This window comes from Streptomyces sp. NPDC002788 (assembly GCF_053592115.1).
On the sequence record NZ_JBSFVB010000003.1, the window covers coordinates 426,329 to 452,717 of the forward strand.

At 72.2% G+C, this 26,389-nt stretch carries 22 protein-coding genes and 1 pseudogene; 13 read left to right on the plus strand and 10 right to left on the minus strand.

The window, feature by feature from the left end; translation table 11 throughout:
* Positions 1–43: 43 nt before the first annotated feature.
* Together ACWD1U_RS08580 and ACWD1U_RS08585 are read left to right on the plus strand one after the other, a co-directional pair.
* Positions 44–280: pseudogene (locus tag ACWD1U_RS08580) on the plus strand (Scr1 family TA system antitoxin-like transcriptional regulator); the annotation flags it as partial.
* Complete coding sequence (locus ACWD1U_RS08585) at positions 195–401, plus strand: DUF397 domain-containing protein (RefSeq protein ID WP_451105650.1); 207 nt, start codon at positions 195–197, stop codon at positions 399–401. The pseudogene ACWD1U_RS08580 and the gene ACWD1U_RS08585, both read left to right, overlap by 86 nt.
* On the opposite strand, the gene ACWD1U_RS08590 is transcribed toward ACWD1U_RS08585, so the two are convergent.
* From ACWD1U_RS08590 to ACWD1U_RS08600, 3 genes are all read right to left on the minus strand, one after another.
* Positions 398–763, minus strand: coding sequence for a PH domain-containing protein (locus ACWD1U_RS08590; RefSeq protein WP_451105651.1), 366 nt, complete (start codon positions 761–763; stop codon positions 398–400). The genes ACWD1U_RS08585 and ACWD1U_RS08590 overlap by 4 nt on opposite strands.
* A gap of 116 nt (positions 764–879) precedes the next feature.
* Complete coding sequence (metG, locus tag ACWD1U_RS08595) at positions 880–2,595, minus strand: methionine--tRNA ligase (RefSeq protein ID WP_451105653.1); 1,716 nt, start codon at positions 2,593–2,595, stop codon at positions 880–882.
* Between the two features lie 167 nt (positions 2,596–2,762).
* On the minus strand, positions 2,763–4,706 hold the full coding sequence (locus ACWD1U_RS08600) for a VWA domain-containing protein (RefSeq protein ID WP_451105655.1): 1,944 nt from the start codon (positions 4,704–4,706) through the stop codon (positions 2,763–2,765).
* A gap of 279 nt (positions 4,707–4,985) precedes the next feature.
* Here ACWD1U_RS08600 and ACWD1U_RS08605 point away from each other — a divergent pair, with 279 nt between their 5' ends.
* A complete protein-coding gene (locus tag ACWD1U_RS08605) occupies positions 4,986–7,064 on the plus strand; it encodes a PhoX family protein (RefSeq protein ID WP_451105657.1) in 2,079 nt (692 codons plus the stop codon).
* 51 nt (positions 7,065–7,115) lie between these two features.
* Here the strand turns inward: ACWD1U_RS08605 and ACWD1U_RS08610 are convergent, their stop codons facing one another.
* The gene (locus ACWD1U_RS08610) at positions 7,116–8,117 is read right to left on the minus strand and encodes an endonuclease/exonuclease/phosphatase family protein (RefSeq protein WP_451105658.1); all 1,002 of its coding nucleotides are present in this window, start codon (positions 8,115–8,117) and stop codon (positions 7,116–7,118) included.
* A 209-nt stretch (positions 8,118–8,326) separates the two neighbouring features.
* Positions 8,327–9,154 (minus strand): alpha/beta fold hydrolase, encoded by an 828-nt coding sequence (locus tag ACWD1U_RS08615; RefSeq protein ID WP_451105660.1) that lies wholly within the window; start codon positions 9,152–9,154, stop codon positions 8,327–8,329.
* 77 nt (positions 9,155–9,231) lie between these two features.
* Between ACWD1U_RS08615 and ACWD1U_RS08620 the strand changes: the two genes are divergently transcribed.
* A complete protein-coding gene (locus tag ACWD1U_RS08620) occupies positions 9,232–10,578 on the plus strand; it encodes an aminotransferase-like domain-containing protein (protein ID WP_451105662.1) in 1,347 nt (448 codons plus the stop codon).
* Here the strand turns inward: ACWD1U_RS08620 and ACWD1U_RS08625 are convergent.
* Positions 10,475–11,443 (minus strand): hypothetical protein, encoded by a 969-nt coding sequence (locus tag ACWD1U_RS08625; protein WP_451105664.1) that lies wholly within the window; start codon positions 11,441–11,443, stop codon positions 10,475–10,477. The genes ACWD1U_RS08620 and ACWD1U_RS08625 overlap by 104 nt on opposite strands.
* Before the next feature lie 211 nt (positions 11,444–11,654).
* The gene (locus ACWD1U_RS08630) at positions 11,655–12,098 is read right to left on the minus strand and encodes a hypothetical protein (RefSeq protein ID WP_451105666.1); all 444 of its coding nucleotides are present in this window, start codon (positions 12,096–12,098) and stop codon (positions 11,655–11,657) included.
* Positions 12,099–12,220: 122 nt separating this feature from the next.
* On the opposite strand from ACWD1U_RS08630, the gene ACWD1U_RS08635 reads away from it, so the two are divergent.
* The 5 genes from ACWD1U_RS08635 (at position 12,221) to ACWD1U_RS08655 (ending at position 18,962) form a co-directional block, all read left to right on the plus strand.
* Positions 12,221–13,435, plus strand: coding sequence for a PP2C family protein-serine/threonine phosphatase (locus ACWD1U_RS08635; RefSeq protein ID WP_451105668.1), 1,215 nt, complete (start codon positions 12,221–12,223; stop codon positions 13,433–13,435).
* A gap of 65 nt (positions 13,436–13,500) precedes the next feature.
* Positions 13,501–14,562, plus strand: a complete 1,062-nt coding sequence (locus ACWD1U_RS08640; protein WP_451105670.1) for a hypothetical protein — start codon at positions 13,501–13,503, stop codon at positions 14,560–14,562.
* 107 nt (positions 14,563–14,669) lie between these two features.
* Positions 14,670–15,023, plus strand: coding sequence for a hypothetical protein (locus ACWD1U_RS08645; RefSeq protein ID WP_451105671.1), 354 nt, complete (start codon positions 14,670–14,672; stop codon positions 15,021–15,023).
* Positions 15,024–15,027: 4 nt separating this feature from the next.
* Positions 15,028–17,550 carry a substrate-binding domain-containing protein gene (locus ACWD1U_RS08650; protein ID WP_451105673.1) on the plus strand — a complete coding sequence of 841 codons (2,523 nt, stop codon included), beginning with the start codon at positions 15,028–15,030 and terminating at the stop codon, positions 17,548–17,550.
* Positions 17,550–18,962 (plus strand): extracellular solute-binding protein, encoded by a 1,413-nt coding sequence (locus tag ACWD1U_RS08655; RefSeq protein ID WP_451105787.1) that lies wholly within the window; start codon positions 17,550–17,552, stop codon positions 18,960–18,962. Before ACWD1U_RS08650 ends, ACWD1U_RS08655 begins: the two co-directional genes overlap by 1 nt.
* Positions 18,963–19,087: 125 nt before the next feature.
* Here ACWD1U_RS08655 and ACWD1U_RS08660 read toward each other — a convergent pair whose 3' ends face one another.
* Positions 19,088–19,663: a CGNR zinc finger domain-containing protein gene (locus ACWD1U_RS08660; RefSeq protein ID WP_451105674.1), complete on the minus strand. Its 576-nt coding sequence runs from the start codon at positions 19,661–19,663 to the stop codon at positions 19,088–19,090.
* Between the two features lie 103 nt (positions 19,664–19,766).
* On the opposite strand from ACWD1U_RS08660, the gene ACWD1U_RS08665 reads away from it, so the two are divergent.
* Positions 19,767–20,939 (plus strand): epoxide hydrolase family protein, encoded by a 1,173-nt coding sequence (locus tag ACWD1U_RS08665; RefSeq protein WP_451105675.1) that lies wholly within the window; start codon positions 19,767–19,769, stop codon positions 20,937–20,939.
* 188 nt (positions 20,940–21,127) lie between these two features.
* Here the strand turns inward: ACWD1U_RS08665 and ACWD1U_RS08670 are convergent, their stop codons facing one another.
* Together ACWD1U_RS08670 and ACWD1U_RS08675 are read right to left on the minus strand one after the other, a co-directional pair.
* Positions 21,128–23,128, minus strand: coding sequence for a YncE family protein (locus ACWD1U_RS08670; protein WP_451105676.1), 2,001 nt, complete (start codon positions 23,126–23,128; stop codon positions 21,128–21,130).
* A gap of 120 nt (positions 23,129–23,248) precedes the next feature.
* Positions 23,249–23,401: a hypothetical protein gene (locus tag ACWD1U_RS08675; RefSeq protein WP_451105677.1), complete on the minus strand. Its 153-nt coding sequence runs from the start codon at positions 23,399–23,401 to the stop codon at positions 23,249–23,251.
* Positions 23,402–23,614: 213 nt separating this feature from the next.
* Here ACWD1U_RS08675 and ACWD1U_RS08680 point away from each other — a divergent pair, with 213 nt between their 5' ends.
* The 3 genes from ACWD1U_RS08680 (at position 23,615) to ACWD1U_RS08690 (ending at position 26,378) form a co-directional block, all read left to right on the plus strand.
* Positions 23,615–24,586: a permease gene (locus tag ACWD1U_RS08680; RefSeq protein WP_451105789.1), complete on the plus strand. Its 972-nt coding sequence runs from the start codon at positions 23,615–23,617 to the stop codon at positions 24,584–24,586.
* Positions 24,583–25,383 (plus strand): TIGR03943 family putative permease subunit, encoded by an 801-nt coding sequence (locus ACWD1U_RS08685; protein ID WP_451105679.1) that lies wholly within the window; start codon positions 24,583–24,585, stop codon positions 25,381–25,383. The genes ACWD1U_RS08680 and ACWD1U_RS08685 overlap by 4 nt, the downstream gene beginning before the upstream one ends.
* 206 nt (positions 25,384–25,589) lie before the next feature.
* The gene (locus tag ACWD1U_RS08690; RefSeq protein WP_451105681.1) at positions 25,590–26,378 is read left to right on the plus strand and encodes a GAF and ANTAR domain-containing protein; all 789 of its coding nucleotides are present in this window, start codon (positions 25,590–25,592) and stop codon (positions 26,376–26,378) included.
* Positions 26,379–26,389: the final 11 nt, after the last annotated feature.

A 26,389-nucleotide genomic window follows, 5' to 3' on the forward strand; every position in this document is an offset into this window, starting at 1 on the left:
ACAAGTCGTCCGCCCCTCGTTCACATACACGCACTTCTGCTCAATGCCGATGGACTGCGACACCCACTCCGGCCTGGACGGGCGGATCGAGTTGCTGAAGTTCCCCGATGGCACGGCCGTGGGGCGCTCCGACGGCGCGTTCGATGGTCGGCCGACCTCGGAACCCAAACACCTGCGCGTCCTTGAGCTGCGGTATGGCACCATCCAGGCTCAGGCGCTCCGAACTGACGTGGTTCAAGAGCAGCTACAGCGGCTGCAACGACGGCAACTCCTGCGTTGAGCTTGCCGTCGCCCCCGGCACCGTGCACGTTCTTGACTCCAAGAACGTCGAAGGTCCCTGTCTGGCGATCGCGCCCGGCGCGTGGGCGGACTTCGTGCCCTACGTCGTGGAAAGCCGTTAACGCGCCACGAACTGAGTCAGGATCGCCTGGACCTCGTAGATGTCGACGCCCTTGGTGAAGGTCTTCTCGATGGGGGCCGGGGTGCCGGAGATCCAGATCTTGAGTTCGGCATCCAGGTCGAAGGTGCCGGCCGTTTCCACCGCGAAGTGGGTGATGCTGCGGTAGGGGACGGAGTGGTACTCGACCTTCTTGCCGGTGATGCCCTGCTTGTCGATGAGGATCAGGCGGCGGTCGGTGAAGAGGATGGTGTCGCGGATCAGCAGGAACGCGGCGTGGACCTGTTCGCCGTGGCCGAGGAGGCGGGCGTAGTCCTGCTGGGCGGATGCCGGGTTCACGGTGTGTGCGTTGCCGAACAGTGCCATGGGTGTCCCCCCGTTTGGTTGGCTGTGCCCCTCGGTCATCTTAGGAACGGGGGCCCGGAAACGGGACCGCCCCCGGGAGAGGATTCTCCCAGGGGCGGGTGCGGGGGCGGCGGTGGTTACGCCGACTCGCCGCCGAAGCGCTCCTTGTACGACTCCAGGTCCTCGTCCGTGAGCTTGGCGAACAGGACCGGCGGGATGGTGAAGGGGGTGCCGGCGGGTACGGCGGTCAGGGAGCGCGCCTGTTCCTGCGTGACCCAGGCCGCGGTGTCGTTCTCCAGGGAGAACGCCTCGCGCATCTTCTTCGCCGACGTCGGGATGAACGGCTCGGAGACCACCGCGTAGAGGTGGATGAGGTTCATCGCCGTGCGGAGGGTGAGCGCGGCGCCCTCGGGGTTGGTCTTGATCTCCAGCCAGGGAACCTTCTCCTCCAGGTAGGAGTTGCCCGCCGACCACAGGGCGCGCAGCGCCGCCGCGGCCTTGCGGAACTGGATGGCCTCCATCTGGGATTCGTACTCCGCGAGCAGGCGGGCGATCTCCTCGCCCAGCTTCGCCTCCGCCTCGCCCGGCTCGGCACCCGCCGGGACCTCTTCGCCGAAGCGCTTGCGGGAGAACGACAGGACGCGGTTGACGAAGTTGCCGAGGGTGTCGGCCAGGTCCTTGTTCACCGTGGCGGTGAAGTGCTCCCAGGTGAAGGACGAGTCGTCCGACTCGGGGGCGTTCGCCATCATGAAGTAACGCCAGTAGTCGGCGGGCAGGATGTCGAGCGCGTCGTGCGTGAAGACGCCTCGGCGCTGCGAGGTCGAGAACTTGCCGCCGTAGTAGTTCAGCCAGTTGAAGGCCTTGATGACGTCGACCTTCTTCCACGGGGCGCGGGTGCCCAGCAGGGTCGCCGGGAACATCACGCTGTGGAAGGGGACGTTGTCCTTGCCCATGAACTGCGTGTAGTGGACGCTCGCGTCCGACTCCCACCACCATGAGCGCCAGTCGCGGTTCTCCGGGTCCTGGTCCGCCCACTCCTTCGTCGCGCCGATGTACTCGATCGGGGCGTCGAACCAGACGTAGAAGACCTTGCCCTCGGCGGCGAGGTCCGGCCAGGTGTCGGCGGGGACGGGGACGCCCCAGTCCAGGTCACGGGTGATCGCGCGGTCGTGCAGGCCCTCCGTGAGCCACTTGCGGGCGATGGAGGAGGCCAGCACCGGCCAGTTGTCGGCGCGCTCGTCGACCCATGCCTCGACCTCGCCGGCGAGCGCCGACTGGAGGAGGAACAGGTGCTTGGTCTCGCGGACCTCCAGGTCGCTGCTGCCGCTGATCGCAGAGCGGGCGTCGATCAGGTCCGTCGGGTCCAGGACGCGCGTGCAGTTCTCGCACTGGTCGCCGCGGGCCTTGTCATAGCCGCAGTGCGGGCAGGTGCCGATGATGTAGCGGTCGGGCAGGAAGCGGCCGTCGGCGTTCGAGTACACCTGGCGGATCGCGCGCTCCTCGATGAACCCGTTCGCCTTCAGTTCGCGCGCGATCTCCTGCGTGATCTCGTGGTTCTGCGGGGAGGAACTGCGGCCGAAGTAGTCGAAGGCCAGGTTGAAGCCGTCGTAGATCGCCTTCTGCTGGTGGTGTGCCTCGGTGCAGAACTCGTCCACGGGCACGCCCTGCTCCTTGGCGGCGAGCTCCGCGGGGGTGCCGTGCTCGTCCGTCGCGCAGATGTAGAGGACCTCGTGGCCTCGCTGGCGCAGATAGCGGGAGTAGACGTCCGCCGGGAGCATGGACCCCACCATGTTGCCCAGGTGCTTGATCCCGTTGATGTACGGAAGGGCGCTGGTGATGAGGTGTCGAGCCATCGCGGGCTGCTCCCAAGTCGCTACGCGGGGTGACGATCTCGTGGTCTCGGTCGTCTACGGAACCTTGAAATCGTAGCTGACACGGGTACGCCGCCCGCCTCCCCTTTTACGGGGTGGGAAGCGGGCGGCGTCGGGTGGGTCGGGGTTGGCGGGGTGGGCCGGGAGGGTTACGGGCGCCAGTTCGCCAGTACGCCCTCGTAGAGCTCCTTGTCCGTGAGTTCCCGGGGGGTCTCGCCGGCGAGGAAGTGGGACGTGTTCGGGGTCTTGAGCTTGCGGAGGTAGTCGAAGGCCTTGTTCTCCGGGTCGCCGAAGGCGACGAAGGAGAAGAAGACGGCGGGGTGGGTCTTGGCGGCGGCCGTGAGGGACTGGGTGGCGGGGGTTTTCGCGTCGGGGGCGCCGTCCGTCTGGAAGATCACCAGGGCGGGGGTGTCCTCGTCCTCGGTGTCTTCGGTGTGACGGGCGAGGACGGCTTCCACGGCTGCGTGGTAGCTGGTGCGGCCCATGCGGCCGAGGCCGGCGTGCAGGTTGTCGATCTTGTTCTCGTGGTCGGTGAGGCTGATCTCGCCGGTGCCGTCCAGTTCCGTGGAGAAGAAGACGACGGGGACGGTGGCCTCGGGGTCGAGGTGGGCTGCGAGGGCCAGGGTCTGCTCGGCGAGGGCCTGGGCTGAGCCGTCCTTGTAGTACGGGCGCATCGAGGCGGAGCGGTCGAGGACGAGGTAGACCTTGGCCCGGGTGCCGGTGAGGTGGTTGGTCTCGAGGGCGGTGGCGGCGGCCTTGTAGGCGGTGGTGAGGCCGGGGGCGCGGGACTTCACCTGGGCGAGGGTGAGGGCGGGCTCGGGCTCGGGCTCGGGCTTGGCCTCGGCTTCGCCTTCGCCTTCGGCCGCCTGGGCGTCGTCGTCGGCGGCTGTGGGTGTGGGTGTGGCGTTGGTTGCGGCTGCGGCTGCGGCTGCGGCTGCGGGGGCGGGAGGCGCGTCGGCCTCGGCCTTCGGCTTCGCCTCGGCCTTCGGCTCGTCGTCCGGTGTCGCGTCGGGGGTGGCCTTGGCCTTCGGCTCGGCCTTGGGCGTGGGCTTGGCTTCGGCCTTCTGCGTCGCCTTCGGCTTGGCCTTCGGCTCCGGGTCGGCCTTGGGCTCCGTGTCGGCCTTCGGCTCCGCGTCGGTCTTGGGCTCCGTGTCGGCCTTCGGCTCCGGGTCGGTCTTGGGCTCCGCGTCCGCCTTCGGCTCCGCGTCCGCCTTCGGCTCCGTGGGTGTCTCGGCCTCGGCCTCGGCCTCGGGCTCCGGCTCGGCTCCCGCCTTCGTGCTGGGTTCCGGCGTCTCCACCGAGGCGTCGGCCTCGGCCGCGGTCTTCGCCTCCGCCTTGGGCTCGGGCCCGTCCGGCGTCTCAGGCGTCTCCGGCGTCGCCGACCCGGGCTCCTCTGCCGCGGGGGCGACCTCGACGGCGGTCGGCGCTTCCGCCTCGGCCGTCTCCTCCGCCTTGGCCTCTTGCGGCACCGTCGGCCCCTCGGCGACCGGCTTCTCCCCCGCGGTCGCCTCCGCCTCCGCCTCCGTCGCCTTCTCCTCGACGGTCGGCTCCGGAACCTCGGCCCGCTCCTCGACGGCTGTCGGCTCCTCGGCCGCCGCCTCCGCGACCTCCGGCTCGTCTGCCGTCGGCGCCGCGGGCACCGGCTCATCGGCTACCGGCTTCTCCGCGACCTCCGCCTTCTCCGCGACCTCTGGCTCGTCTGCCGTCGGCTTCTCCGCCACCGGCTCCTCGGCAGCCGTCGGCTTCTCCGCCCCCGGCCCCTCAGCGACCGCCGACTCCGCCGACTCCGTCGACCGCGTCGGCCTCGGGACGGTCACATTGTCGAACGCCGCCGACACGAGGTCGTGAAGGGACGACGGCGACGCCGCGGATGACGGGCGGGGTTCCGGGACGTTCCCCGTCGGCGCTGGGTCCGGTTCGGGGGAGGGGGACGGGATGGTCGGGTCCGTGGCGGGGAGCTGCTGCGCAGGGGTTTGCGTGCTGGGCGTCGGCTCCTCGCCGGTCGTCGTCGTTCGAGCCGCACCCTCCGCCTCGGTGCTCCGTGACTTGCGGGACCGTCCGAACGCGTTCCGCAACCGAGTGAGAATGCCCATGTGCGCGCAACCCTTCGCGTGAGTTGAAGCCCGTCAATCCCTGGCCAGGACGGACACGTAAGGTTAGCGGCCCTCCTGGGTGATCTTGGGCAGGGGCGGGTGTGGGAGGCCCGGTCTGTCAAGGAGGCATCCGGCCTGCGCGGGTGTCGCCGTGCTGAACGGGCGCAACCCCCGTACGTCAGCCGCAGGTTCACTCGTTGTTCATCAGGGCGCCCGGCTGCCGCACATACGTGCCCCTACGGTCACGCTGACACCACGGGCATCCAAGGAGAGAGCAAAGTGCGCAAGCTGCTGCCGTTGATCGGAACGCCGTCCGGTTCGCATCCCGGCGGCCGGTCCGCCATGACCTGTCGTTTCCGGTGTGGTGACGCCTGCTTCCACGAGGTGCCCAACACCAGCTCCAACGAGTACGTCGGCGATGTGATCGCCGGTGCCCTCAGCCGCCGTTCGATGATGCGGGCCGCGGCTGTCGTGACCGTGGCCGCCGCAGGCGCGGGTGCCGTGGGTGCCGGGCAGGCCCCCCAGGCCGCCGCCGTCCCCGCCACCGCCGCCTCCGAGGTCGCGCGGCGCAAGCACAAGGGAGCCCGCGGGCTGCGCTTCGCCCCCGTGGCCCCCAACACCGCCGACGCCGTGACCGTGCCGGACGGGTACCGGCAGAACGTCGTCATCCGCTGGGGTGAGCCCATCCTGCGCGGCGCTCCCGCCTTCGACCCGGAGAGGCAGACCGCCAAGGCTCAAGCCGGGCAGTTCGGGTACAACTGCGACTTCCTCGCCCTGCTGCCGCTGCCCGGGGAGCGGGGGCGGCAGCTGCTCGTCGCCAACCACGAGTACACCGACGAGATCCTGATGTTCCGCGGGTACGACGCCGCCAACCCCACCCGCGAGCAGGTCGAGATCGCCTGGGCCGCGCACGGGCTGTCCGCCGTGGTGGTGGAGGGGGACCGGAGGACCGGCAAGCTCACCGCCGTCGCGCGGCACCGGCTGAACCGGCGCGTCACCGCCACCACCGAGTTCCGGCTCACCGGGCCCGTCGCCGGGTCCGACCTCGTGAAGACCTCCGCCGACCCGAGCGGTACCAAGGTGCTCGGCACCCTCAACAACTGCTCGGGCGGTGTCACCCCGTGGGGCACGACCCTGCACGGCGAGGAGAACTTCAACCAGTACTTCGCCAACGCCGGGCGGGCGACGGACAAGCGGTACGGGATCGGGGCCGGGGCGACCGAGCGCAAGTGGGAGCGGTTCGACAAGCGCTTCGACATCGCCCAGGAGCCGAACGAGGTGCACCGGTTCGGATACGTGGTGGAGTTCGATCCGTACGACCCCGACTCCACGCCCCGTAAGCACACCGCGCTCGGGCGGTTCAAGCACGAGGCCGCGACCATCAGGATGACGGCGGACGGGCGGCCCGTCGTGTACACCGGTGACGACGAGCGGTTCGACTACTTCTACAAGTTCGTCGGCAGCAAGCGGATGCGGAACGGGTCGTCGCGTGCCGTGCGCGAGCACAACCTCTCCCTGCTCGACGAGGGGACGCTGTACGTCGCCAAGCTCACCGGCGATTCCCCCGCCATCGAGATCGACGGCACGGGCAAGCTGCCGAACGACGGCGAGTTCGACGGCAGCGGCGAGTGGATCCCGCTGGCCACCGCCACCGCGGAGGGTGCCGTCTCGCACGTGGAGGGGATGAGTGCCGAGGAGGTGTTCGTCTTCACGCGGCTCGCCGGCGACAAGGTGGGCGCGACGAAGATGGACCGGCCCGAGGACATCGAGCCCAACCCGGTGACCGGCAAGGTGTACGTCGCCCTGACCAACAACAGCAACCGCGGGGTCGGCTCCAACGCCAAGGCGGACGAGGCCAATCCGCGCAACGCCAACAAGCACGGGCACGTGCTGGAGCTCACCGAGCGGTGGAACCGGGCGGAGAGCACCCGGTTCGCCTGGTCGCTGTTCCTCGTCGCCGGTGACCCGGAGGACCCGGCGACGTACTTCGCCGGGTTCCCGAAGGACGGCGTCAGCCCGATCTCCTGCCCGGACAACGTCGCCTTCGACCCCTACGGCAATCTGTGGATCTCCACCGACGGCGCCCAGCTCGGTTCGCACGACGGCCTGTTCGGTGTGGCGACCCGGGGTGAGCGGCGCGGTGAGCTCAAGCAGTTCCTGACCGTGCCGAAGGGGGCCGAGACCTGCGGTCCGATCATCCAGGACCGGCGCGTCCTGGTCGCCGTTCAGCACCCGGGCGAGATCGACGGGGCGTCCGTGGAGAAGCCCGCCAGCACCTGGCCCGACGGGCCCGGAACGTACGTCCGGCCGGCCGTCGTGGCGGTGTGGCGTGCCGACGGCCGCGACATCGGCGTCTGACCGAGCCGAGACGAGCAGTGGCGGTAGGGGGCGGCCCTTGGGCGACGTCCCCTACCTGTCCGCGTGCAGCGTCAGGTCCGTCACCACCGCCCGGTGGTCGGTGTCGGCCAGGTCCAGGATGCGGGTGCGGTCCGCCGCGAAGTCCTTCGACACCAGGACGTGGTCGATCTGCACGCCCAAGGTGGGGGCGGTGAGGGCCGGCCAGGTGGCCGTGCGGTCGGCGCCGTCCAGGCGGGAGGCGTCGCGCAGGCCGGTGTCGAGGATGCGGCGGAAGGCGGCGTGGTCCTGGGAGGCGTTGAAGTCGCCGGCCAGGACGAGGGGCGTGCCGGGGTCGGTGGTGGCCGCGTCGCGCAGGGCGCCCAGCTCCCGGCGCCAGAGGTCCACCTGGCCGGGCAGCGGGGGCATGGGGTGGGCGAGTTGAAGCCGTACGGCGTGTCCGTCGACGTCGGCGATCGCCCCGGGCATGCCCAGGGTGGCGCGGACGCCGTCGGTGGGCCGGAGCGGGAAGCGGCTGAGGATGACGGAGCCCTCGGAGCCACCGCCCTCGACGGCCCGGCGGTGCGGGTAGTCCTGGGCGAGGTCCCGCTTCAGCAGTACGTCGCACTCGTAGTCGCATTCCTCCACGAAGACCACATCCGGTTTCTCGCGGCGGACGGCGGCGACCAGGGAGCCGGTGCCCTGGCCGAACTCGACGTTCGAGGTGAGCACCCGGAACGCGGCGACCGGGCGGCCCGCGGGGTCGCCGACCTTGCCGTACGGGCCGATGAACCAGGCCAGCAGGGCGAGCAGGACGACGCCCCAGACCGTGCCGAGCCACCAGCGCGACAGCAGCGTCAGCAGCAGGGCGACGGCGGTGGGCGCGAGCAGCCAGGGGAAGAAGGCGAGGAACTGCGGGACGGGTGTGATGCCGTCGCTGTCGGCGGCCCGGAAGCCGACGATCACGCTCACGCCGGCGAACAGCAGGCCGGCGCACCAGGCGCCGAACCGCCGTCCGGGCGGACGGTGCTCCGGCCCGTCGTGGGTGGCGGTCCACTCGGCAGCGGCGGTGTCCAAGGCCCGGCCTTCCGGTCGCGTGGGTGGGATGCCCGAATCCTCCCTCAGGGCTCCTCGCACTATGCCCGCCCGGGTCGCGTGGTCCGGCACCGTGCCTCGCCGCGTTGCCGAAGCGCCCGGGCAGCTCCGCTACCGGGGCACTCCGGCGCCTTGCGCTGCGCGGCACCGGACCACGCGACCTGATCGGACGCTCATAGTGCAAGGACCCCTCAGAGACGGGGTGGGGCGGAGGAAGGTTGCCGCGCATCGACCCGAACCAGGAATTCTCCCAGCGCCCGGTCGAACACCTCGGGGCGTTCCAGGTTCGGCATGTGGGCCGCGCCCTCGATGATCTGCAGCGTGGAGTCGGGGAGGGCGGCGTGCAGGGTCCGGGCGCCGGAGACCGGCGTGAAGGTGTCGTCGGCCCCTACGACGACCAGGGCCGGGACGCAGACGCGGGGCAGCAGGGCGTTGTAGTCGGGGCGCCGGGCGCGGGCACGCAGGGCCGCGGCGGCGCCCTCGGGGGCGGTGGCCGTCATCATGCCGTGGACGTGGGCCTTGACCTCGGCGGGCGCGTAGGGGGCCACCATCCGCTCCAGGACCTCGTCGGCGTAGCCGCGCATGCCCTCCGCGAGGAGCCGGTCCGCCATGGCGTCGCGGGTGCGGACGCCGTCCGGGGTCTCCGCCGACGCGAACGTGTCCGCGAGGACCAGGCCCCGCACGCGCTCGGGGAACCGGCGGTAGCAGTCCAGGACGATCTGGCCGCCCATCGACAGGCCCGCCAGGACGACGGATTCGACCTCCAACTCGTCCAGCAGGGCTTCGATGTCCTCGGCGAATCCGGAGAAGTCCGTGAGGGCCGGGGTCGTCGGCGAGGCGCCGTAGCCGCGCAGGTCGGGGGCGATGACGCGACGGGCCGTCGAGAACGTCTCGATCTGCGGGGCCCACATCGTGCGGTCGAAGGGGTGGCCGTGGACGAGGACCAGAGGAACCAGGGGGACAACCGGCTGCCGGGGGGAAACGGGGCCTTTGTCCTCGCATGCGAGGAAGGGTGCCATGTGGTCGACCCTAGACGGGTCAACTACTCGGGGCAATAAGATCTTTGCTCTCGGTGCAATGCAGGGGGAGGCGGGCAATGGGTGACTACCGGCGGATCGCCGACCGGATCGCCGACGACATCGCCGGCGGGCGGCTCGAACCCGGTCAACGACTGCCTCCGCAGCGGGTGTTCGCCCGGCGCCGGGGGATCGCGCCGTCGACGGCCGGGCGGGTGTACGGGGAGCTCGTCCGGCGTGGGCTGGTCGTCGGCGAGGTCGGGCGGGGCACGTTCGTACGGGCCGCCCCGGCGGGACCGGCGGGGCAGGGGCTCGTCGAGGCCGGTGCGTCGGCCGCCCCCGTCAACCTGGAGCTCAACTACCCGTCCGCACCCGGTCAGCCGGAGCTGCTCGGTCCCGTTCTGGCGTCGCTGCTGCGGCCCGATGTGCTGGCCGAGGCGCTGTTACCGGCGGCCGCCACCGGCACCGAGGCCGCGCGGGAGGCCGCGGCCGGACTGCTCGCCACGCCGGGCTGGCGACCCGGCCCGGAGCGGCTGGTGTTCACCGGCAACGCCCGGCAGGCCATCGCCGCCGTCCTGGCCTCACTGGTCCGGCCGGGCGGCCGGGTCGGGGTGGAGCAGCTGACGTATCCGCTGGTCAAGGAGATCGCGGCGCGACTGGGCATCACGCTGGTGCCGCTGGCCGGGGACGCGGCCGGGCTGCTTCCGGAGGCCGTCGCGGCCGCGCACCGTACGGCGCCGCTGTCCGCCCTCTATGTGCAGCCGACCCTGCACAATCCGACGTCCCTGACGACCGGCCGGCCGCGGTTGCTGCACCTCGCGCAGCTAGTGCATGACTTGAACCTGCCCGTGGTGGAGGACCGCATCTGGTCCTTCCTGCGGACGCCCGGCGACCCTCTCGCCGTGCACGCCCCCGCCCTCACGCATGTCGTCGACGGCCTCTCCAAACGGGTCGCCCCGGGGCTCACGGTCGGCTTCCTCGTGGTGCCGCCGCACCGGGTCGGTGCGGTGGCGGACGCCGTGCGGTCGGGCGGGTGGAGTGCCGGGCGGTTCGCGCTGGAGGCCGCCGTGCGCTGGACCGCGGAGGGGACGGTGGCGCGGCTGGTGGCGGACAAGCGCGTCGACGCGGCCCGGCGGCAGCGGATCCTCGCCGAGGAACTCGCGGGCTTCGCCGTACGGTCCGATCCGGGTGCCTACTTCGCCTGGTGGGAGGTGCCGAGCCCCTGGCGCGCGGACACCTTCACGGCGGCCGCCGCGGCGCACGGCATCGCCGTCACGCCCGGCCCCGCCTTCGCCGTCGCTCCCGGGCACACGCCCGACGCCGTCAGGCTCGGGCTCGCGTCGGCTTCGCAGCCGGATCTGCGACGGGCTCTGCGGACGCTCGCGCACGTCGCCGCCCGGCGAGCCGGGGACCGTACCGGCCCGTGAGCCAGGCACCGAGCGCCACCGCCAGGCCGAGGACGAACAGCAGCCAGGACACCGTGCGCAGGGTGGCCGTCAGGGCGTCGTAGACCGCGCCCGCGGCGGGGCGGTGGAGTGCGTCGGGCAGGTCGGCGAGGGTGAGGCGGCGGCCGATCGCGACGGCGAGGACCAGCAGCGCTCCGCCCAGGGCCGTGCCGAGGCCGAGGGCGGTGACCGCGCGGCGGCGGCACGCGGCGGTGGCGATCCCGGCGACGGCGAGGACGGCCGCGGCGAGCGGCAGCCAGAAGGCGGCGGTGTCCAGCACGTGATACCCCTTGCGCAGTCGGTCCGCGTCCTCGGCCGGGAGCAGCGGGATCCGGGCGTGTGTGACCGGAATGCGGCGGGCGAACGGTACGTGGTCGTCGGTCAGTTGCTGTTTGACCCGGGCGATGACGGGGGCCGGGTCGACGGTGACCGGGGCGCCGTGTGCGCCGTCGTCGCGCAGGGCACGCAGCACCGCGTCGTGGGCGGTCCGGTTCGCCGCGTCCCAGGCCGTGCGGAACGCCTCGGTGCGGGTGAAGGAACGGGCCGCGTCGTGCACGAACGGAGCGACCGTGCCGCGCAGGGAACCGGTGTCGAACTCGTGCCCGGCCTCCCGCATGACGCCGTCCCCGAGGGCGTCCGCGACCGCGCGCCGCACGTCCGGGTCGGTGGCGAGCGGCGCCATCGTGCGGACGTAGCGGCCGGTGTCGGTCAGCCCGTGGGCTGCCCAGGACGCGAGCGCGCCGAACGGCAGGAGCAGGCACGCGAGGAGGAGCAGAACGGCCGACAGGGCGTTCCGCAGTCGTGGGGGCGCCTGCTCGGGTACGGGCGCCCGGTGGAGCTCGGGCACCCTTCCAGGCAAGGCGTCGCCGGCTCGCCTCGCGACCGCTGCGACGCCCGTCCGGCCGTGTCTTTCACACCGGCCGATCCCCCCACCTGCGCAAAGCGGTCCGGAGCAGGGCGCTTCGCGCTCCGGTGGAGGGCTCGCCCGATCGGGTGCTTCCACGTGCGGGGGAGAAGGCAGCCGACCCTGCGCGATGCGACGTCCCTGACGACAGGCCCTACTGGGTCGATGCGGAGGCCGGTGCGTCCCTGCGTGTGTAGAAGCGGTAGAACATCACCGCGAGGACGCCCACCCCCACCGCCAGCCCGACCCCGGCCGACCGCAGCACGGAATCGCCGCTCTGGCTGTAGAGGAAGCCGATCGCACAGCCCGTGAAGACGAACCAGGCCAGCGCGTGCGGTCCGGTTGCCAGCCGGGGGGCGAAGTGCCAGACCGCGGCGAACAGGACGGCGAAGACGAGCGCGGTGAGGAAACCGAACAGCAGGTTCCAGCCCGTGATGGGCCCGCCGTGGCGCCGGTTCGCCGCGGCCCAGAAGCCGTAGACCAGCCCGAGGACGACGGGCAGTGCGACCTTCGCGGCGGCGTGGGTCCGGGCGCTGAAGACGTCGGGCCTGCGTCGCCGCGTGGTCGTCCCGCGCGAGGCGGGTGCCGCATGAGCCATGACAGCTCTCCTCTCTGTCCCTGCCCCTGGTCTCCAGGGCACACCGGCGGTGAGCCGCCGGCAAGTCGGCGGAGGACCCGGAACGGGATGCGGCCGGTGCGGCCCCGTGATTCGCTGGGGCCGTGAGCCGCCACCGCACGGGGCACGGCCCGCTCGACCGGCACGCCCGGGCCGGCCGCCGGGACATCGTGCGGCGGCAGGAGCTGCTGCGCGTGCGGGGCCGCAGCGTGGCCTGGGTACCGCCGCTGCTGCTGCTCGTCGCCATCGTGTTCGGCGACTACCACACCACCGGAGAGTTCCGCATGATCTCCTGGATCGTGCTGGTGCCCGGCATCGCCGCCGCGATCTGCGGGGTGTGGGGCACGGCTCTGCTCGCGGTCCTCTCGCTCGTCGTCTACGTCCTCGTGGACGGTGCCTGGCCGCACGAGTACCAGGCCGGACCAGCCGACTTCGTCCTCGTCGCCCTCGGCGGCATCCTCGCCGTTCTGGCCTGTGCGGTCCGGGTGCGCGACGAGCGCCGCGCGCTGCACATGGGCGACGTCACCGACACCGTCCGCCGCACGGTGCTGCGCCCGCTGCCGCCGGGCTGGGGTGGCCTCGACCACGCCGGTGTCTACCTCACCGCCGACGCCCACGCCCGCGTCGGCGGCGATTTCTACGACATCCAGCCCGGCCCGCACGGCACCCGTGTCCTGCTCGGCGACGTGCAGGGCAAGGGGCTGGGGGCGGTGGAGGCGGCGGCCGCGCTGCTCGGCACCTTCCGTGAGGCCGCGTACCACGAGGCCGACCTCACGACGGTCGGCGAGCGGCTCGAGACGCGGATGATCCGGCACCGCGGGCACACGGTCGCCCTGGGCCGCTCGGACGGCGACCGGTTCGCCACCGCCGTCCTGCTCGGCTTCCCCGACGGCGACCGGGAGGCGGTGGACGTGGTGCTGTTCGGGCACGAGCCGCCGCTCGCGGCCGGGCCGGACGGGGTCCGCAGCCTGCCGGCCGGGGCCGGGCTGCCGCTCGGCTTCCGGGACCTCGCGCCCGGCCCGCCCGAGGTACGGCGGCTGCGGGTCGCCGCCGGTGAGACGCTGCTGCTGGTGACGGACGGCGTGACGGAGGCCCGGGACGGCACCGGGACGTTCTACCCGCTCGCCGACGAGGTGTGCCGGGCCGTCGCCGAGGACCCGGGCACCGCCGAACCGGCCCGCCTCGCCGCGTTCGTGCGGGACGGCACGCTGCGGCACGCGGGCGGGCGCCTGGCCGACGACACCACGGTGTTCGCCGTCCGCCGGGCCGCCCCGGGCGACGGGAGCGAAACCCCCGAAGGGGGACGTTCGCGGTCCTGACGCCCCCCTTCGCGGCGGCAGCGGTTACGGTGCTGCCGTACGTGATCGACACAGGGGGAGGGACGATGCCCGGAACCGTGCTGCTGCTGGCGGCCTCGCCGATGGGCAAGGGGCGTCTGGTGGACGCCGCCTCCGTCCTTCCCGTCCTGGCCGCCGTGCCGCCCGCCGTGCTGGCCGGCACGGACACCGCGAACGTCATCGAACTCGCCGACCCGCTGGAGCCGCAGGCCGTCCTCACCCGGCTCCGCGCCGCCGCCGCTGCCCCCGGCCCGCTCACCGTGTACGTCACGGGCCAGCTCCAGCTCGACCGCCGCCAGCGCCTGCCCCACCTGGCGCTGGCCCGCACCACCGCCTCCACCGCCCGCTACACGGCGTTCCCCTGGCACTGGTTCCGGGAGGAACTGCGGCTGCGGCCGGCCGGCGCCACGACCCTCCTGCTCGACCTGCACGCCGACGCCGAAACCTGGGAGCTGCTCCGGGGCACCCCGCTGGACTCGGGGCGGGGCAACGCCGTTCACGGTCGCATCGCGCCCCCGCCGTCCCGACGCACGGTCGCCACACCGGCGTACATGAAGGCCGTCGCCACGATCCTGCGCAGCGGATTCCGGCCGTCGGCCGACCAGTTGCACCAACTGGCGCTGGCCCGGATCGCGCCGGAGAGCGCGGGCACGGACCTCGTGCTCAGCACGCCGGGCCCGTCGGCCGGTGATCCGCACGCGGCGATCACCGCCGCCGTCCAGTCCGGCCGCCACTCCGACGCCGACGCGCTGGCCGCCCGGCACGAGCATGCGGCCGTCGCCGCGCACGGGCCCGCCTCCGAGGAGGCCCTGCACTGGGCCGAGGTCCGGGCCGACCTGGCGATGTTCGCCGGGGACGCCGCCCGCAGCTGCGGCACCTGGCTGTCGATCGCCACCGCCCGCCTGAACGCCGGGCAGGCGCCGGACGCCCCCGCCGTCGAGGCCGCCGTGGACCGGGCGCACCACCAGTGGGGCCAGGTCCGCGACACCGTCCGCGCCCGTGAACTGGGCGCCTCCCTTGCCGCGTTGCGCGGGCGGGTGCCGGGGCGGCGCGAGGGGGCGCTCGATCATGTGCGGCGGCAGTTGCGGCAGTTGCAGGCCCAGCCCTGAGCACGCGTGCGCCGTGTGCGGACGGTGTGAAGAGGGCGTGCGATCGCCTGCGGAGGTTGTGTCACAGGTCTGCCGCGGAGGCCTGACCCGGTGTCATGATGTCGGGCATGACAGAGGGGGACCAAGTGGCTGTTTTAGGCGTGCGCGTGCGGCTGGGCACCGGCGCGACCGTGGACGATGTCAGGGCTTTGAAGACGTGGCTGGAGCGGGAAGAGCCGCTGCAGGAACTGCTCTCCGGCGACAGCCTGAGTATCGAGGTGCGGAGCAGCACGGACGGGACCAAGGGACGGCTGGGGCCCGACCTCGAACTCGTTTTGAAGCTGCTGGGTGACGTCGTCACGGTCGCGGCACTGACCGAGTACACCGCACGGGCGGTGAAGACCTGGACGAACAACCGCCGCAGGCTGCAGGGCGGCGATCCCGATCCGCAGATCCGTCCGCTGGAACCCGACGGGGAGTAGGCGGGTGAGCCGCTTCGACCCGCGCGGCAGAGTGAACCGGGCGCTGCTGGTCGGTGTGTCCGAGTACGACCACACCACGCCATCGGATCCACAGGGCGTCAACGGCCAGCTCCCCGCCGTGCGGCACAACCGGAAGCTACTCGAGGACGCGCTGCACCGGGGCGATGTGTTCGGTGCGGGCGAGGTGAAGGGCCTGGCCTCGCCGACCCCGGACGACTTCACGGGGGCGCTGCACCGCGCCTGCCGGGATGCCGAGGGGCTGCTGCTGCTCTACTTCGCCGGGCACGCCGTCACCTCCACCTCCGGCAACGAGCTGCACCTCCAGATGCGCACCGCGCGGGTGCTCACCGGCGACGGGCTGCCCGGCTCGGTCAGTTTCAGCCAGGTGCTGGGCGAGCTGGCGGCGAGCCGGGCCGAGCAGGTCGTGGTGATCCTCGACTGCTGCTACGCCGGCAATGCCGCGGGAATCTGGCACCGCTTCGACGATCCGCAACGCAAGCACAAGATCCTTCTGCTGATGAGCGTGCAGCCCAACCGCTGCATCCTGGGCGGGGACGCCGACGCCCCGACGCCGTTCACCCGCGAGGTGGCGCACGTCCTCCACGGGGGCGCGGAGGTGTGGCTCTCCACGCTGTATGCCGCGGTGAAGCAGCGGATGGCCGAGGGGAAGTACAAGGCGGAGGACGACGACTCGCAGCGACCGCAGGCGCTGGCTCCCCCCTGGGACCCGGACGCGGACGTGCTGCTGGCGGCGGGCTCACTGGACCCGCCTGTGGTGGTCGACGAGCGCCCGGCCCGCTGGTTCGCCGGGCCCCGGCGCACATTCGCCCGCGCCCGGAAGGCCCTCGCCCGGCTCGGCCGTACCGGCCTGACGGTTGTGCCGGCGTTGCTCGCCACCGGCGCCGGCGGGTACGGAGTCCTGGTCCTGACCGAAGACTCCGCCCCCTGCCGCCCGTCACTGGAGCTGCGTGTCCTCGCCGACCCCGATCTGGAGCCGGCGATCAAGACGGCCGCGGACGCCTACCTCGCGTCTGACGCCAACACCACCGAGGACGGCTGCCGGCACAGCGGCGTCACCGTCTACAGCTCCGGTGCCGCGGGCGTGGTGACCGCACTGGGAAAGCGGACCGACGCCTGGCAGCAGCCGCGCGACGACGACAACCCGCAGCGGGACATCGGCCCGCAGCCGGACGTGTGGATCCCCGGCACCCGCGCGGACGTCCAACGGGTCACCGCGGACCAGGAGGACCGCGTCTTCGCCCGGCTGGAGCCGGACGCCGAGCCGTTCGTGTACTCGCCGGTCGTGCTGGCCGTCCCGGAGGGCCGGGAGGACGCCGTCGAGCGCACCGGGCAGTCGCTGTCGAAACTGGTCGCCCGCTTCAGACAGGAGCAGCGCCCGGCCGAAGTCCTGCGGCCCGACCCGGAGTTCGCCGCACCGGCGCTCCTGGCGACGGTGGGCCTGTACGGCGGCGGAGCCGACGCCCGCGGCGCGGAGCGCCTCATCACGCAGTCCGGCCGGCCGGAGCCCTCGGCCGTCAGGCTGCTGTGCACCCTGCCCGAGGACGACGCCGTGGACGACCGCAGCGCGGCCCTGGTCCCGGAGTTCCTGCTGAAGAGCGGCGTCGGCTGCCACCCGGCCACGCGCGCCCCGCGCATCGCCGCCTACCCCGACGACGTACCCGGCCTGGAACCGACGTTCGTGCGAGTGCGCTGGGAGGACGGCGAGCGGGACGCCGGCGCCAGGGACGACGAGGTGAACCGCTTCCGCTCCTGGCTGACCAGCGACGAGGGCCGGAGGGTGCTCGGCGGGCAGGGCTTCAGGTCCGCGCACGGCGAGCGACGCCTGCTCGATCCGAAGTCGGCCCTCCAGGGGCTGATCGACGAGGTCCGGCCGGCGGACTCCGCCGACCCGTCGGAGATCGACACGGCGCTGACGCGCTACGGCAACGCGCACGGTCCCGGCCAGGTCCTTTTCCTCCTCGACAGCTCCGGATCGATGGCCGGCCTGTGGGACGGACCCAGCGGCGGCCCCGGCATCCTCAAGCAGACCCTGGCCGGGCTCGGCGGGGGGGACGAGTACGGGGTGTGGGCGGTGCACGGTCTCGACGGCCGCACGCACACCGACCTCCTGGGCTTCGCCACGCACCGCCGCCGGGACGCCGAGCGCGCCCTGGACGCCGCCCGGGTGCGGGACGCGGAAGCCGATCCGGCCGCCGCCCTGCTGGACGCCCTGGCGTTCATGCGGGAGCGCGGCGCCGACGGCGACAGGCCGCGGCTGATCGTGTACCTCACCGACGGTGAGGACGACAACCGCCTCACCGGCGGCGACCTCGCCGAGGTCGTCGACCGGGCCCGGGCCTCGGGCGTGCCCGTGGCGATGGTGACGCTGAACAGCGGTGGCTGCGACCGGGACCGCCCCGGCACGCTCGTCTCGGAAGCGGGGCAGGGCCGCTGCCTGGACGCCGGGGACGACCTCGTGCCCGCCCTGCGCGACGAGGTCGCCCGCACCGGGACGGGGGAGGGATGATGGCCCGACGCCTGACGGCCGCCGCGCTGTCCCTGCTGTCGCTGCTGACGTCGGCGGCCTGCACCGGCGGTGACGTACAGCAGCCGCCGCCGGGCGCCGACTCCGCCCCCCGGATCGTGGTGGCCAGCGGCCAGGACGTCACCGGCAAGAACGGCATACGCCGGCAGCTCATCGACGCCTGGAACGCCAGGGAGGGCGAACACGGTTACCGGGCCCGGCTGGTGGAGCTGCCCGGTTCGGCCGACCAGCAGCGCAGCCAGCTGCTCGGCGCCCTCCAGTCCGGCAGCGCCGAGTACGACGTGGTGAACCTGGACGTGACCTGGATCCCGGAGTTCGCCGACGCCGGCCTGATCCGCCCGCTGAGCGACTCGGCCGTCGAGGCCCCCGAGGACCTCATCCCGTCCGTGGACAGGACGTCGTACTGGGACGGCGAGCGGTACGCCGTCCCCTTCAACAGCGACGCGGGCCTGCTGTACTACCGCAAGGACCACCTGGTGAAGGTGGGGGCCTCCCGGACCGACCTCGGCGACGGGGTCACCTGGGACGAGCTGCGGCAGCTGATCGACGCCGTCGAGAGGCGCAACACACCCGAGGGCTACGAGGGCGGCTGGACCACCCAGCTCGCCGCGTACGAGGGCCGTACCGTCAACGCCATCGAGGCCTTCGCCTCGGCCGTACCGGGCTTTCGGCTGACCGACGACGACGGTGACTACGTCGCGACCCGGGAGCAGTTGACGGCGGGGGTGACCGAGCTGCGGGAGCGCACGGCCTCGCCGTACATCCTGGGGGAGGCCGCCGAGTCCCGCGAGGCCGAATCGCTCAGCGCCTTCGCCGAGGGCCGCACCACCTTCCTGCGGCACTGGCCGTACGTCTACCCGACCCTGCACGAGACCTTCAAGGGAAACCTCGGTGTGGCCCGGCTGCCCGGCAAGGCGGTCCTCGGCGGCCAGAACCTGGCCGTCACCTCGTCCACGTCCGAGCAGCGGGCCGCGAAGGCGGCCGAACTGATCGCGTTCCTGACCGACCCGGACAGCGAACGCTGCTTGCTGCGCGCCGGTTTCGCCGCGACCCGCACCTCCGCCTACCAGGAGGACGGCACCGCCCCGGATTGCGAGAACGCACCCGCGTACGCCGAAGGCCCCTCGGTGTCCCCCAGCGGCGAGAGCACCGCCCGCATGGCCCCGGACCGGATGGCCGACGGCACCAGCTACTCCCGCCACATCCTGCTGCCGACCCTGCGTGAAGCCGTGGACCGCCCCCGCACACCCCTGTACGGGGCGGTGACCCAAACCCTCACCACCGAACTCGACGCCCTGTACGGTCCGCCCCGGGGGCCGGGCGGGAGCCGGCCGGGTGACGTGGAAGTGGCGCACAGCCTTGACGAGGCGTTGAGAAGCGTTCTGCCCGATTGAGGATGCGCATCGGGGCTGAATCGCGTCCGGATGGTTCGCTCACGCCTGCATGCTCACCAAGAGCTTGTGACCCGACTTGTCGAGGTGTGCTGGTCGGCGTGACCAGGGATGTACCGAGGTGACGATCACTCCGCTGATCTGGAATTTTTGCGCTGGTTGGCATGGAAGCGCGCTTTCTTCTGACGATTCCCGCACGTGTTCATGTCACACCATTTGCGGGTGCGACTTCGACTGGTGTCGAAGAAGGCGGCTTGGCAGGTCGGTGACGCGCACAAGGCCAGTTTTCCGTCTCGTTCGCCCGCGATGATGCTGATCGCGTCGGCGGCGATCACGCTGAGGGCATCTTCCACGCAGGAGGCCGAGCTGAGCCGCCATCGCCGCTCGCCCTCGGGCGTCAGGATCGCCGCGGCCCGACCCTGAGCGCTGCGGTCATTGATGACTTGGACAGCAGACGCGGGGAGGGCGTCCTGGAGCGCGGCGGCTGTCGCGGCGGCGTGAATCGACTCCCTCAGTTCCCGAGCGAGGTCGAGCTGGGCCGTGGTGCAGGAGTCCACGGCGAGGCCGTTCACTGCCAGCCAGTCGATGAGGCGGTGCGGCGTGGGAATGCGCTCCACGGCGTTGCCATGACGCTCCGACAGGGTCCCCGTGAAGCTGGTCGCCAGCACATTGCCGAGGCGGAAGTCAGGGAACGCGGTACGCATGGAACCACCATAGCCGGTTGCGGCGTGGCTCGGAGAACTGTTAGAACCGTCATAGCCGGTTCGCGATAGATCGGAGCCGGTTCCACGACGGCCAGGAGGTCTCATGCCCCGTCCGACCAGCGACGTGCAAGCCTTTGAAGCCCACGCGACTGACGCCGACCTCGACGATCTGCGCGCGCGACTGGCCGCGGCGCGGCTACCGGAGGCTGAGACGCTCCAGCGCGCCGCGCCCGACCCTCGCCGATGGGAACAGGGCGTTCCTCTCGCCGACCTCGTCGATGTCGTGAACTACTGGCGCACCGGGTACGACTGGCGGTCGTTCGAAGAGCGCCTCAACCGTATCGGCCAGTTCCGAACGACCATTGATGATCTGGGAATCCACTTCCTGCACCGCCGATCCGCGCGCGCGGATGCCACTCCTCTGATCCTGACGCACGGCTGGCCGGGCAGCATTGCTGAATTCGTCGACGTGGTAGACGAGCTGGCAGATCCGAAAGACGCAGACGCGCCGGCGTTCCACGTCGTGGTCCCGTCGCTGCCAGGCTTTGGTTACAGCGACAAGCCGGCCACCACCGGGTGGGGAGCCGAAAAGACCGCGGCCGCGTGGGTGGAACTGATGGGAAGGCTCGGCTACAGCAAGTTCGCGGCCCACGGCGGCGACTGGGGAGGTGTGATCACCACGGTCCTCGGCGGCAGGTTCCCCGCGCACGTTCTCGGCATCCACACCACGTTCGCGCAGGCGCCGCCCGGGTTGACAACGGACGGGCTGACGGCGGCCGAGCGCAGGTGGACCGAGGAAACCCGCGATTTCTGGCGCCACCGCGCGGCGTACGCGAAGCAGCAGGCGACCCGGCCGCAGACCATCGGCTACTCGCTCGTCGACTCACCGGTCGGGCTGCTTGCCTGGATCCTCGACAAGTTCGCCGAGTGGACGGACACCGAGGACAGCCCGTTCGAGACGATTTCCAGGGACCGCGTTCTCGACGACGTCACCCTGTATTGGCTGACGCGGACCGGCGCATCGGCGGCCCGCATTTACTACGAAAGCCACAACTCGCTGGACCCCGAGCTTCGGGTCGACGTCCCGTCAGCGATCAGTATGTATCCCCGCGACATCGAGAAGTGTCCGCGCCCCTGGGCGCAGGAGCGGTACCGGCAAATCGTCCGATGGAGGTCGCCCGAAATCGGGGGACACTTCCCGTCGCTGGAGGTTCCCGAGTATTTCGTCAGGGATCTGCAAGAGGGCCTCGCGGCAGTGCTGGCCGCTCATCGGTGAAGCGGCTCGGCGACCCGGCACTCGACCACCGCCCGACCCGGTTCGAGGCGTTGCCCGAAGCTTCCGGACCGAGCAGGTCTTTCGGATGCGTCCGTCCTCGGCGAGTTCGTCCACAGCTGTGGACGAACTCGCCGAGGACGGGATCCTCGCCGTCTCTCCGGAGGCCTGCGCCGCCTTCGTGGCGTACGTCAGCGCGTGAACACGAAGTACTTCCACCCGCCGTACGTCGTCGTGTTGACGTTGTCGCCGGACGTCGGGTCGATGTAGGACGAGCGGATCCGGAAACGCGGGCCGATCGGCGGCGTGCCGGTCAGGGTGACCGAGTCCTTGCCGTAGCGGTCGAGCGCGAAGTACTCGGAGCCCGTGGTGCGCCAGGCGCCGTCGCTGTACCGCTGCACCTGGAACTGGTACTTCCGGCCCGGGTACATGGACATCGTCGTGTCGTGGACCGGGTCCTTGGACTGGCGGAAGTAGTAGTACTTCTGGTTCCAGGCGGTCGCCGTCTGGTACGAGCCGATCAGCGACGTCGAGATCTTGACCTTCGTGTAGACCGTGTTGATGACCGTCTTCGCGGCATACCGCGTGTCGCCCGTGAACTTCGCGCTGACCTTCGTGTCGCGGTTCAGGCGGACGGTCGCCGAGAGGTTGCCGGACGAGTCGACCGTGCCCTTCTTGACCAGCGTGTTCGGCTTGTCGGAACCGTACGGATCGGCCCAGATCTCGACCGTGCGGTTCTTGTACGTCGTACCGAGGTGCGCCGTGAACGACACGTCGCTGCCGTAGCCGTACACCTTGCCGTTGTTGTTCAGCGTCAGCGCGGTCGCGGTCTTCGCGACGCTCACCGCATGGGCGGCCGTGGCGCCCGCGTGGTCGGCGTCGCCCGCGTACGTGACCGTGTACGTCACCTTGCCGCCGGCCGGCGGGGTGTCCGTGAAGGAGTACGAGCCGTCGGCCGCGACCGCCGCCGTGCCGAGCTGCCTGCCGGACGGGGACTCGTCGTCGGTGCGGGTGACCGAGACCTTCGTGCCCGCCGGGAACGCCGCCGACGAGGACAGCGCGCCGGTGAGGCCGAGGGGCTTGGCGCGGGTGGCCGTGGCGGGGGCGTTCACCGTGAGGGTGGTGCCCGCCTTCGTCGGGGCTTCGAGGATCCGCAGCGAGTAGACGCTGTTGTCGTTCTCCGAGATCGCGAACAGCTTGCTCTCGTCCGGCGCCCAGGCCAGGCCGGCCGGGGCGAGGGTGTCGGCGCCGCTGCTGTCGCCGGTGTTGGGGAAGTCGTACTGCCTCAGCGGCATCGAGGTGCCCGGCTTGAAGACGTGGACGTCCGGGTCGTACCAGGAGAAGGTGCCCGCCGCGACGTCGCCGTTCGGGGCGATGTCCACCGCGTTCGGGTAGGTGTTGGTGACGTACTTGCCGTCCGCGGACAGGTCCGAGAGCTTGTAGACCGCCTGGTAGTACGGGGCGCCGCTGGCCGTGACGACGTCCTTGCCGTCCGGCGTGACCGCGAGGTCCTGGAGGTTGCCGCCGCCGGTGTTGCCCGGGTCGAAGGAGTAGGCCGTACGGCTCGCCGTGCCGGAGGAGACGTCGTAGACGGCGAGTACGACCGGGCTCTGGCCCGGGGCGCCCGCGACGAGCGTGCCCGGGGCGCCCGCGGAGGCGTCCAGGATCGGGGCCTCGTAGAACGTGCGGCTGGTGTCCTGGCCCAGGGTGACGCCCGGGTCGGTGGCGCTCGGGTCGAGCGAGCCGATGTTGCCGTCGCCGGAGGCACCGTAGCTGAACCACAGCTCGCCGCCGGCCAGGGCCACGTACGCCGGGCCGGCGCCCTGGCCCGTGGACCAGCGGCGGGCCTCGCTCGCCGTCGCCGTGTCGATCGCGACGACCGCGTTCGCGTCGTGCACGGCCGCGTACAGGGTTCCCGAGTCGGGCGACAGCTCCAGGCCGTGGACGCCGGGCAGCGAGCCGATGGTGGCGGTGACCTTGCCCGCGTAGTCGGTGACGACGACCTGGCCGGCCGTCGGATCGCTGATGAAGACGCGGTGGTGGACCCCGTCGACGACCATGCCGCCGGTCGACTTCAGGGGCAGGATCGCGCTGGAGTCGGCAGCCGCCGACCCGGCGCCGGCCGCGACGAGCGTGACCGAGCTGAAGAGGACCGCGAGCGTGGTCGCGGCCGTGAGAGTGCGTCTGTGCACGGTTGTCTCGAACCCCCCGGTGCGGATGAAGTGATCAGCCTGCGCAGGCTAGATCAACGCACTGACATTCGGATGAACAGGGAAGTAAGACGATGGTGTGACAGGGCCGTGCCTGTCGCCTCAGCGCGAGTGGGCGACGCCCTGCGGGCCGTGCCGCGGCGACTCGGCGCTCGTCGGCCCCGCGTTCGCCGCCAGCAGCAGTGTCGCCACGGCCACCACGGCGGCGGTGAAGCCTCGGGCGTACCGCTCGGCGGTGCGTGTGCGTTCGGGCACGGTGACCTCGCAACCGGGGCAGCTCCTACGACGACAACGTATCAAGCAGGCCGACGCCCCACCGGCCAAGGCGGCCCTCGGGCCCGCGGCACAGCCTCCTCTGTGAGGAAACCCGGCCGTCGCGACAGCCGTGCGGGTTAGCCTCCTCGCGGCACATGAGCGACCGGGGCGGGGCACGTGGAGAACCAACGGACAGTGGCCGATGGCATACGGATGGGCCTGCGGGCCCTCGTGTACGCCGTTCTCGGGGGCGCCGCGCTGATCACCGTCGTGACGGTGGGGTCGGTACTCGGGCCCCTGCTGGCGCTCGACCTGTACACCCCTCCGGTCGCGGCCTGGTGGACGGTGTTCACCGCGATCGCCGTGCAGGGCGTGCCGTTCCTGCTGCTGGGCACGGTCGTGTCGGCGGCGATCGGGGCGTTCGTGCCCGAGCGGGTGTTCCAGAGGCTGCTGCCCCGCCGTGAGGTGCTCGCCGTACCGGTCGCGGGGGCGGCGGGGGTCGTGCTGCCCGGCTGCGAGTGCGCCTCCGTGCCGGTGGCGGGCAGCCTGATCCGGCGGGGTGTCGCCCCGGCTGCCGCGCTCGCCTTCCTGCTGTCGGCGCCCGCGATCAACCCCGTCGTCCTGGTGGCGACCTCGATCGCCTTCCCCGGACAGCCCGAGATGGTCCTCGGCCGGCTGGTCGCCTCGCTCGGTACGGCCGTGGGGATGGGCTGGTTGTGGGCGCGGTTCGGGCGCGAGGAGTGGCTGCGGCTGTCGAAACGGAGCGCCGCGCACGCGCCGGGCGGTGGTCCGCGCGCTTTCGTCCACGGGCTTCAGCACGACTTCCTGCACGCCGGCGGGTTCCTGGTGCTCGGGGCCGCCGCCGCGGCGACCTTCGACATCGTCGTGCCGCGGTCGCTGGTGGAGGTGTTCACCGGGTCGGCCTGGCTGTCGGTGCTGCTGCTCGCGCTGCTCGCGGTCGTGCTGTGCGTGTGCAGCGAGGCCGACGCGTTCGTGGCGGCGTCGCTGAGCGGCTTCTCGCCGACCGCGCGGCTGGCGTTCATGGTGGTCGGGCCGATGGTCGACCTGAAGCTGATCGCGTTGCAGTCGGGGACCTTCGGGCGGGCCTTCGCGGTGCGGTTCTCGTCCGCGACCTGGGTGGTGGCCGTGGGGAGCAGCGTGCTGGTGGGGTGGTGGTTGCTGTGAGGCGTTACGGACCGGCCGTACTGCTCGCGCTCGTGGGCGCGGCGATCCTGCGGGTGTCGCTCTTCAGCGAGCTGTACCTGCGCTATGTGCAGCCGGGGCTGCGGCCGTACCTGGTGGTGTCCGGGCTGGCGCTGGTGCTCCTGGCCGGGACGGTGGCGGTCGTGGCGCGGACGGCGGGGGAGCAGGAGGGCACCGGTCACAGCCTCGGTCCCGCCGGTCCCGGCGCGGATGACGGGTACGGCTACAGCCACGGTTCCGCCGGTTCCGGTGCGGACTCCGGGCACGGCCACACCCACGGGCCCGCCGGCCCCCGCGTCGCCTGGCTGCTCGCCCTCCCCGCCCTGGCCCTTCTCCTCTTCCCGCCGCCCGCCCTCGGCTCCTACAGTGCCGAGCGCGAGGCGGGCCAGCGTGCGGCGCGGGGCGTCGGCGACTTCCCGGCCCTCCCGGCCGGTGACCCGGTCGGCCTCACCCTCGGAGAGTTCGGCTCCCGGGCGGTCTACGACAGCGGCGGATCCCTGAAGGGCCGTACGGTCCGCCTCACCGGCTTCGTCACCCTTGGCGACGACGGCACCTGGTACGTCACCCGCCTCCTCGTCTCCTGCTGCGCCGCCGACGCCACGACCGCCAAGGCCGAGGTGCGTGGCGCGGACGCCCCGCCCGTCGACACGTGGGTGACGGTCACCGGCACCTGGCACCCGAAGGGCGCGCTGGGTTCGGCCGCCGCCTGGCCGCCGGTCCTCGACGTCACGTCCGTACGGCGGGTGCCGCAGCCGGACAACCCGTACGAGAAGCGCTGAGCCCGAGCCCGGCCGCGACGGCCGGGGCACGGGTTTTGCCCGACCGGCTACGGGTAGTCGGGCCACGGTTCCGGGAGGGCTCGCAGCAGGATCCGGTGCTCACCGGCCTGCCAGGCGGCACGCGCTGGTCCGCCCCGCTGCGCACATCGTCGTGGGCCGGCCCGGGAAACCGTCGGCACTGAGAGCGGCGCTGATCGAAGGAGGCGGTGGGCGTGCTGCCCAGGGACGACCCGCGAGGCGCCCCCGGGGGCGACCCGGGTCCCCGCCGCACGGGCGATGACCTGGACCCGTACGGCCTCCGGGCCGTCGACACGATCGTCGAGGGGGTGCGCGGTGCCGAGCCCGTCGAGCTGCCGGGGCGGTTGTGCCAGGTGGCCGTGGAACTGCTGCCGGTGACCGGTGCCAGCGTGTCGCTGCGCAGCGAGGGCATGCCCGTGCAGCTGGGCGCCAGCAGCGTGGAGGCCGCGCGTCTGGCGCACATCCAGGCCACGCTGGGTGACGGCCCCTGCCAGAGCGCGCTGCAGGACGGGGCGCCCGTGCTCGCCTGCGACCTGACCACCGGCCCGGACGCCGGGCGCTGGCCGGTCTTCGCCCAGCAGGCGACGGCGGCCGGGGTCCGGGCGGTGTACGCGGTGCCGCTGGGCAACGACGCGGTGTGCGTCGGCACCCTCGACCTGTACCGCGACCGGCCGGGTGGCCTCACCGACGGCCAGTTGCATGTCGCCCGGATCGTGGCCGGGGCCATGACGGTGGCCCTGATGTCGCTGCCGCGCGGGGACGAGCCCGGGACACAGGGCGGGGAGGTGTGGCTGAGCGGGCTGGCCGCCGATCACGACGAGGTCTACCAGGCCGTCGGCATGATCATGGCGCAGCTCGGCGTCGCCTCCGACGACGCGCTCGCGCGGTTGCGGGCGGACGCCTTCGCACGGGGTGTCACGGCCCTCGACGCGGCACGGGACGTGATCGGACACCGCATGCGCTTCGAGGGGGACTGACGCCCGGGCCG

Bases quoted from the DNA above. Each gene is read 5' to 3' on its own strand.
- ACWD1U_RS08630 (WP_451105666.1), bottom strand. From the start codon at position 12,098: ATGGCTCATGCGGCACCCGCCTCGCGCGGGACGACCACGCGGCGACGC.
- ACWD1U_RS08645 (WP_451105671.1), top strand. From the start codon at position 14,670: ATGACAGAGGGGGACCAAGTGGCTGTTTTAGGCGTGCGCGTGCGGCTG.
- ACWD1U_RS08640 (WP_451105670.1), top strand. From the start codon at position 13,501: ATGCCCGGAACCGTGCTGCTGCTGGCGGCCTCGCCGATGGGCAAGGGG.
- ACWD1U_RS08665 (WP_451105675.1), top strand. From the start codon at position 19,767: ATGCCCCGTCCGACCAGCGACGTGCAAGCCTTTGAAGCCCACGCGACT.
- metG (WP_451105653.1), bottom strand. From the start codon at position 2,595: ATGGCTCGACACCTCATCACCAGCGCCCTTCCGTACATCAACGGGATC.
- ACWD1U_RS08660 (WP_451105674.1), bottom strand. From the start codon at position 19,663: ATGCGTACCGCGTTCCCTGACTTCCGCCTCGGCAATGTGCTGGCGACC.
- ACWD1U_RS08655 (WP_451105787.1), top strand. From the start codon at position 17,550: ATGGCCCGACGCCTGACGGCCGCCGCGCTGTCCCTGCTGTCGCTGCTG.
- ACWD1U_RS08620 (WP_451105662.1), top strand. From the start codon at position 9,232: ATGGGTGACTACCGGCGGATCGCCGACCGGATCGCCGACGACATCGCC.
- ACWD1U_RS08615 (WP_451105660.1), bottom strand. From the start codon at position 9,154: ATGGCACCCTTCCTCGCATGCGAGGACAAAGGCCCCGTTTCCCCCCGG.
- ACWD1U_RS08585 (WP_451105650.1), top strand. From the start codon at position 195: ATGGCACCATCCAGGCTCAGGCGCTCCGAACTGACGTGGTTCAAGAGC.
- ACWD1U_RS08680 (WP_451105789.1), top strand. From the start codon at position 23,615: ATGGGCCTGCGGGCCCTCGTGTACGCCGTTCTCGGGGGCGCCGCGCTG.
- ACWD1U_RS08600 (WP_451105655.1), bottom strand. From the start codon at position 4,706: ATGGGCATTCTCACTCGGTTGCGGAACGCGTTCGGACGGTCCCGCAAG.
- ACWD1U_RS08590 (WP_451105651.1), bottom strand. From the start codon at position 763: ATGGCACTGTTCGGCAACGCACACACCGTGAACCCGGCATCCGCCCAG.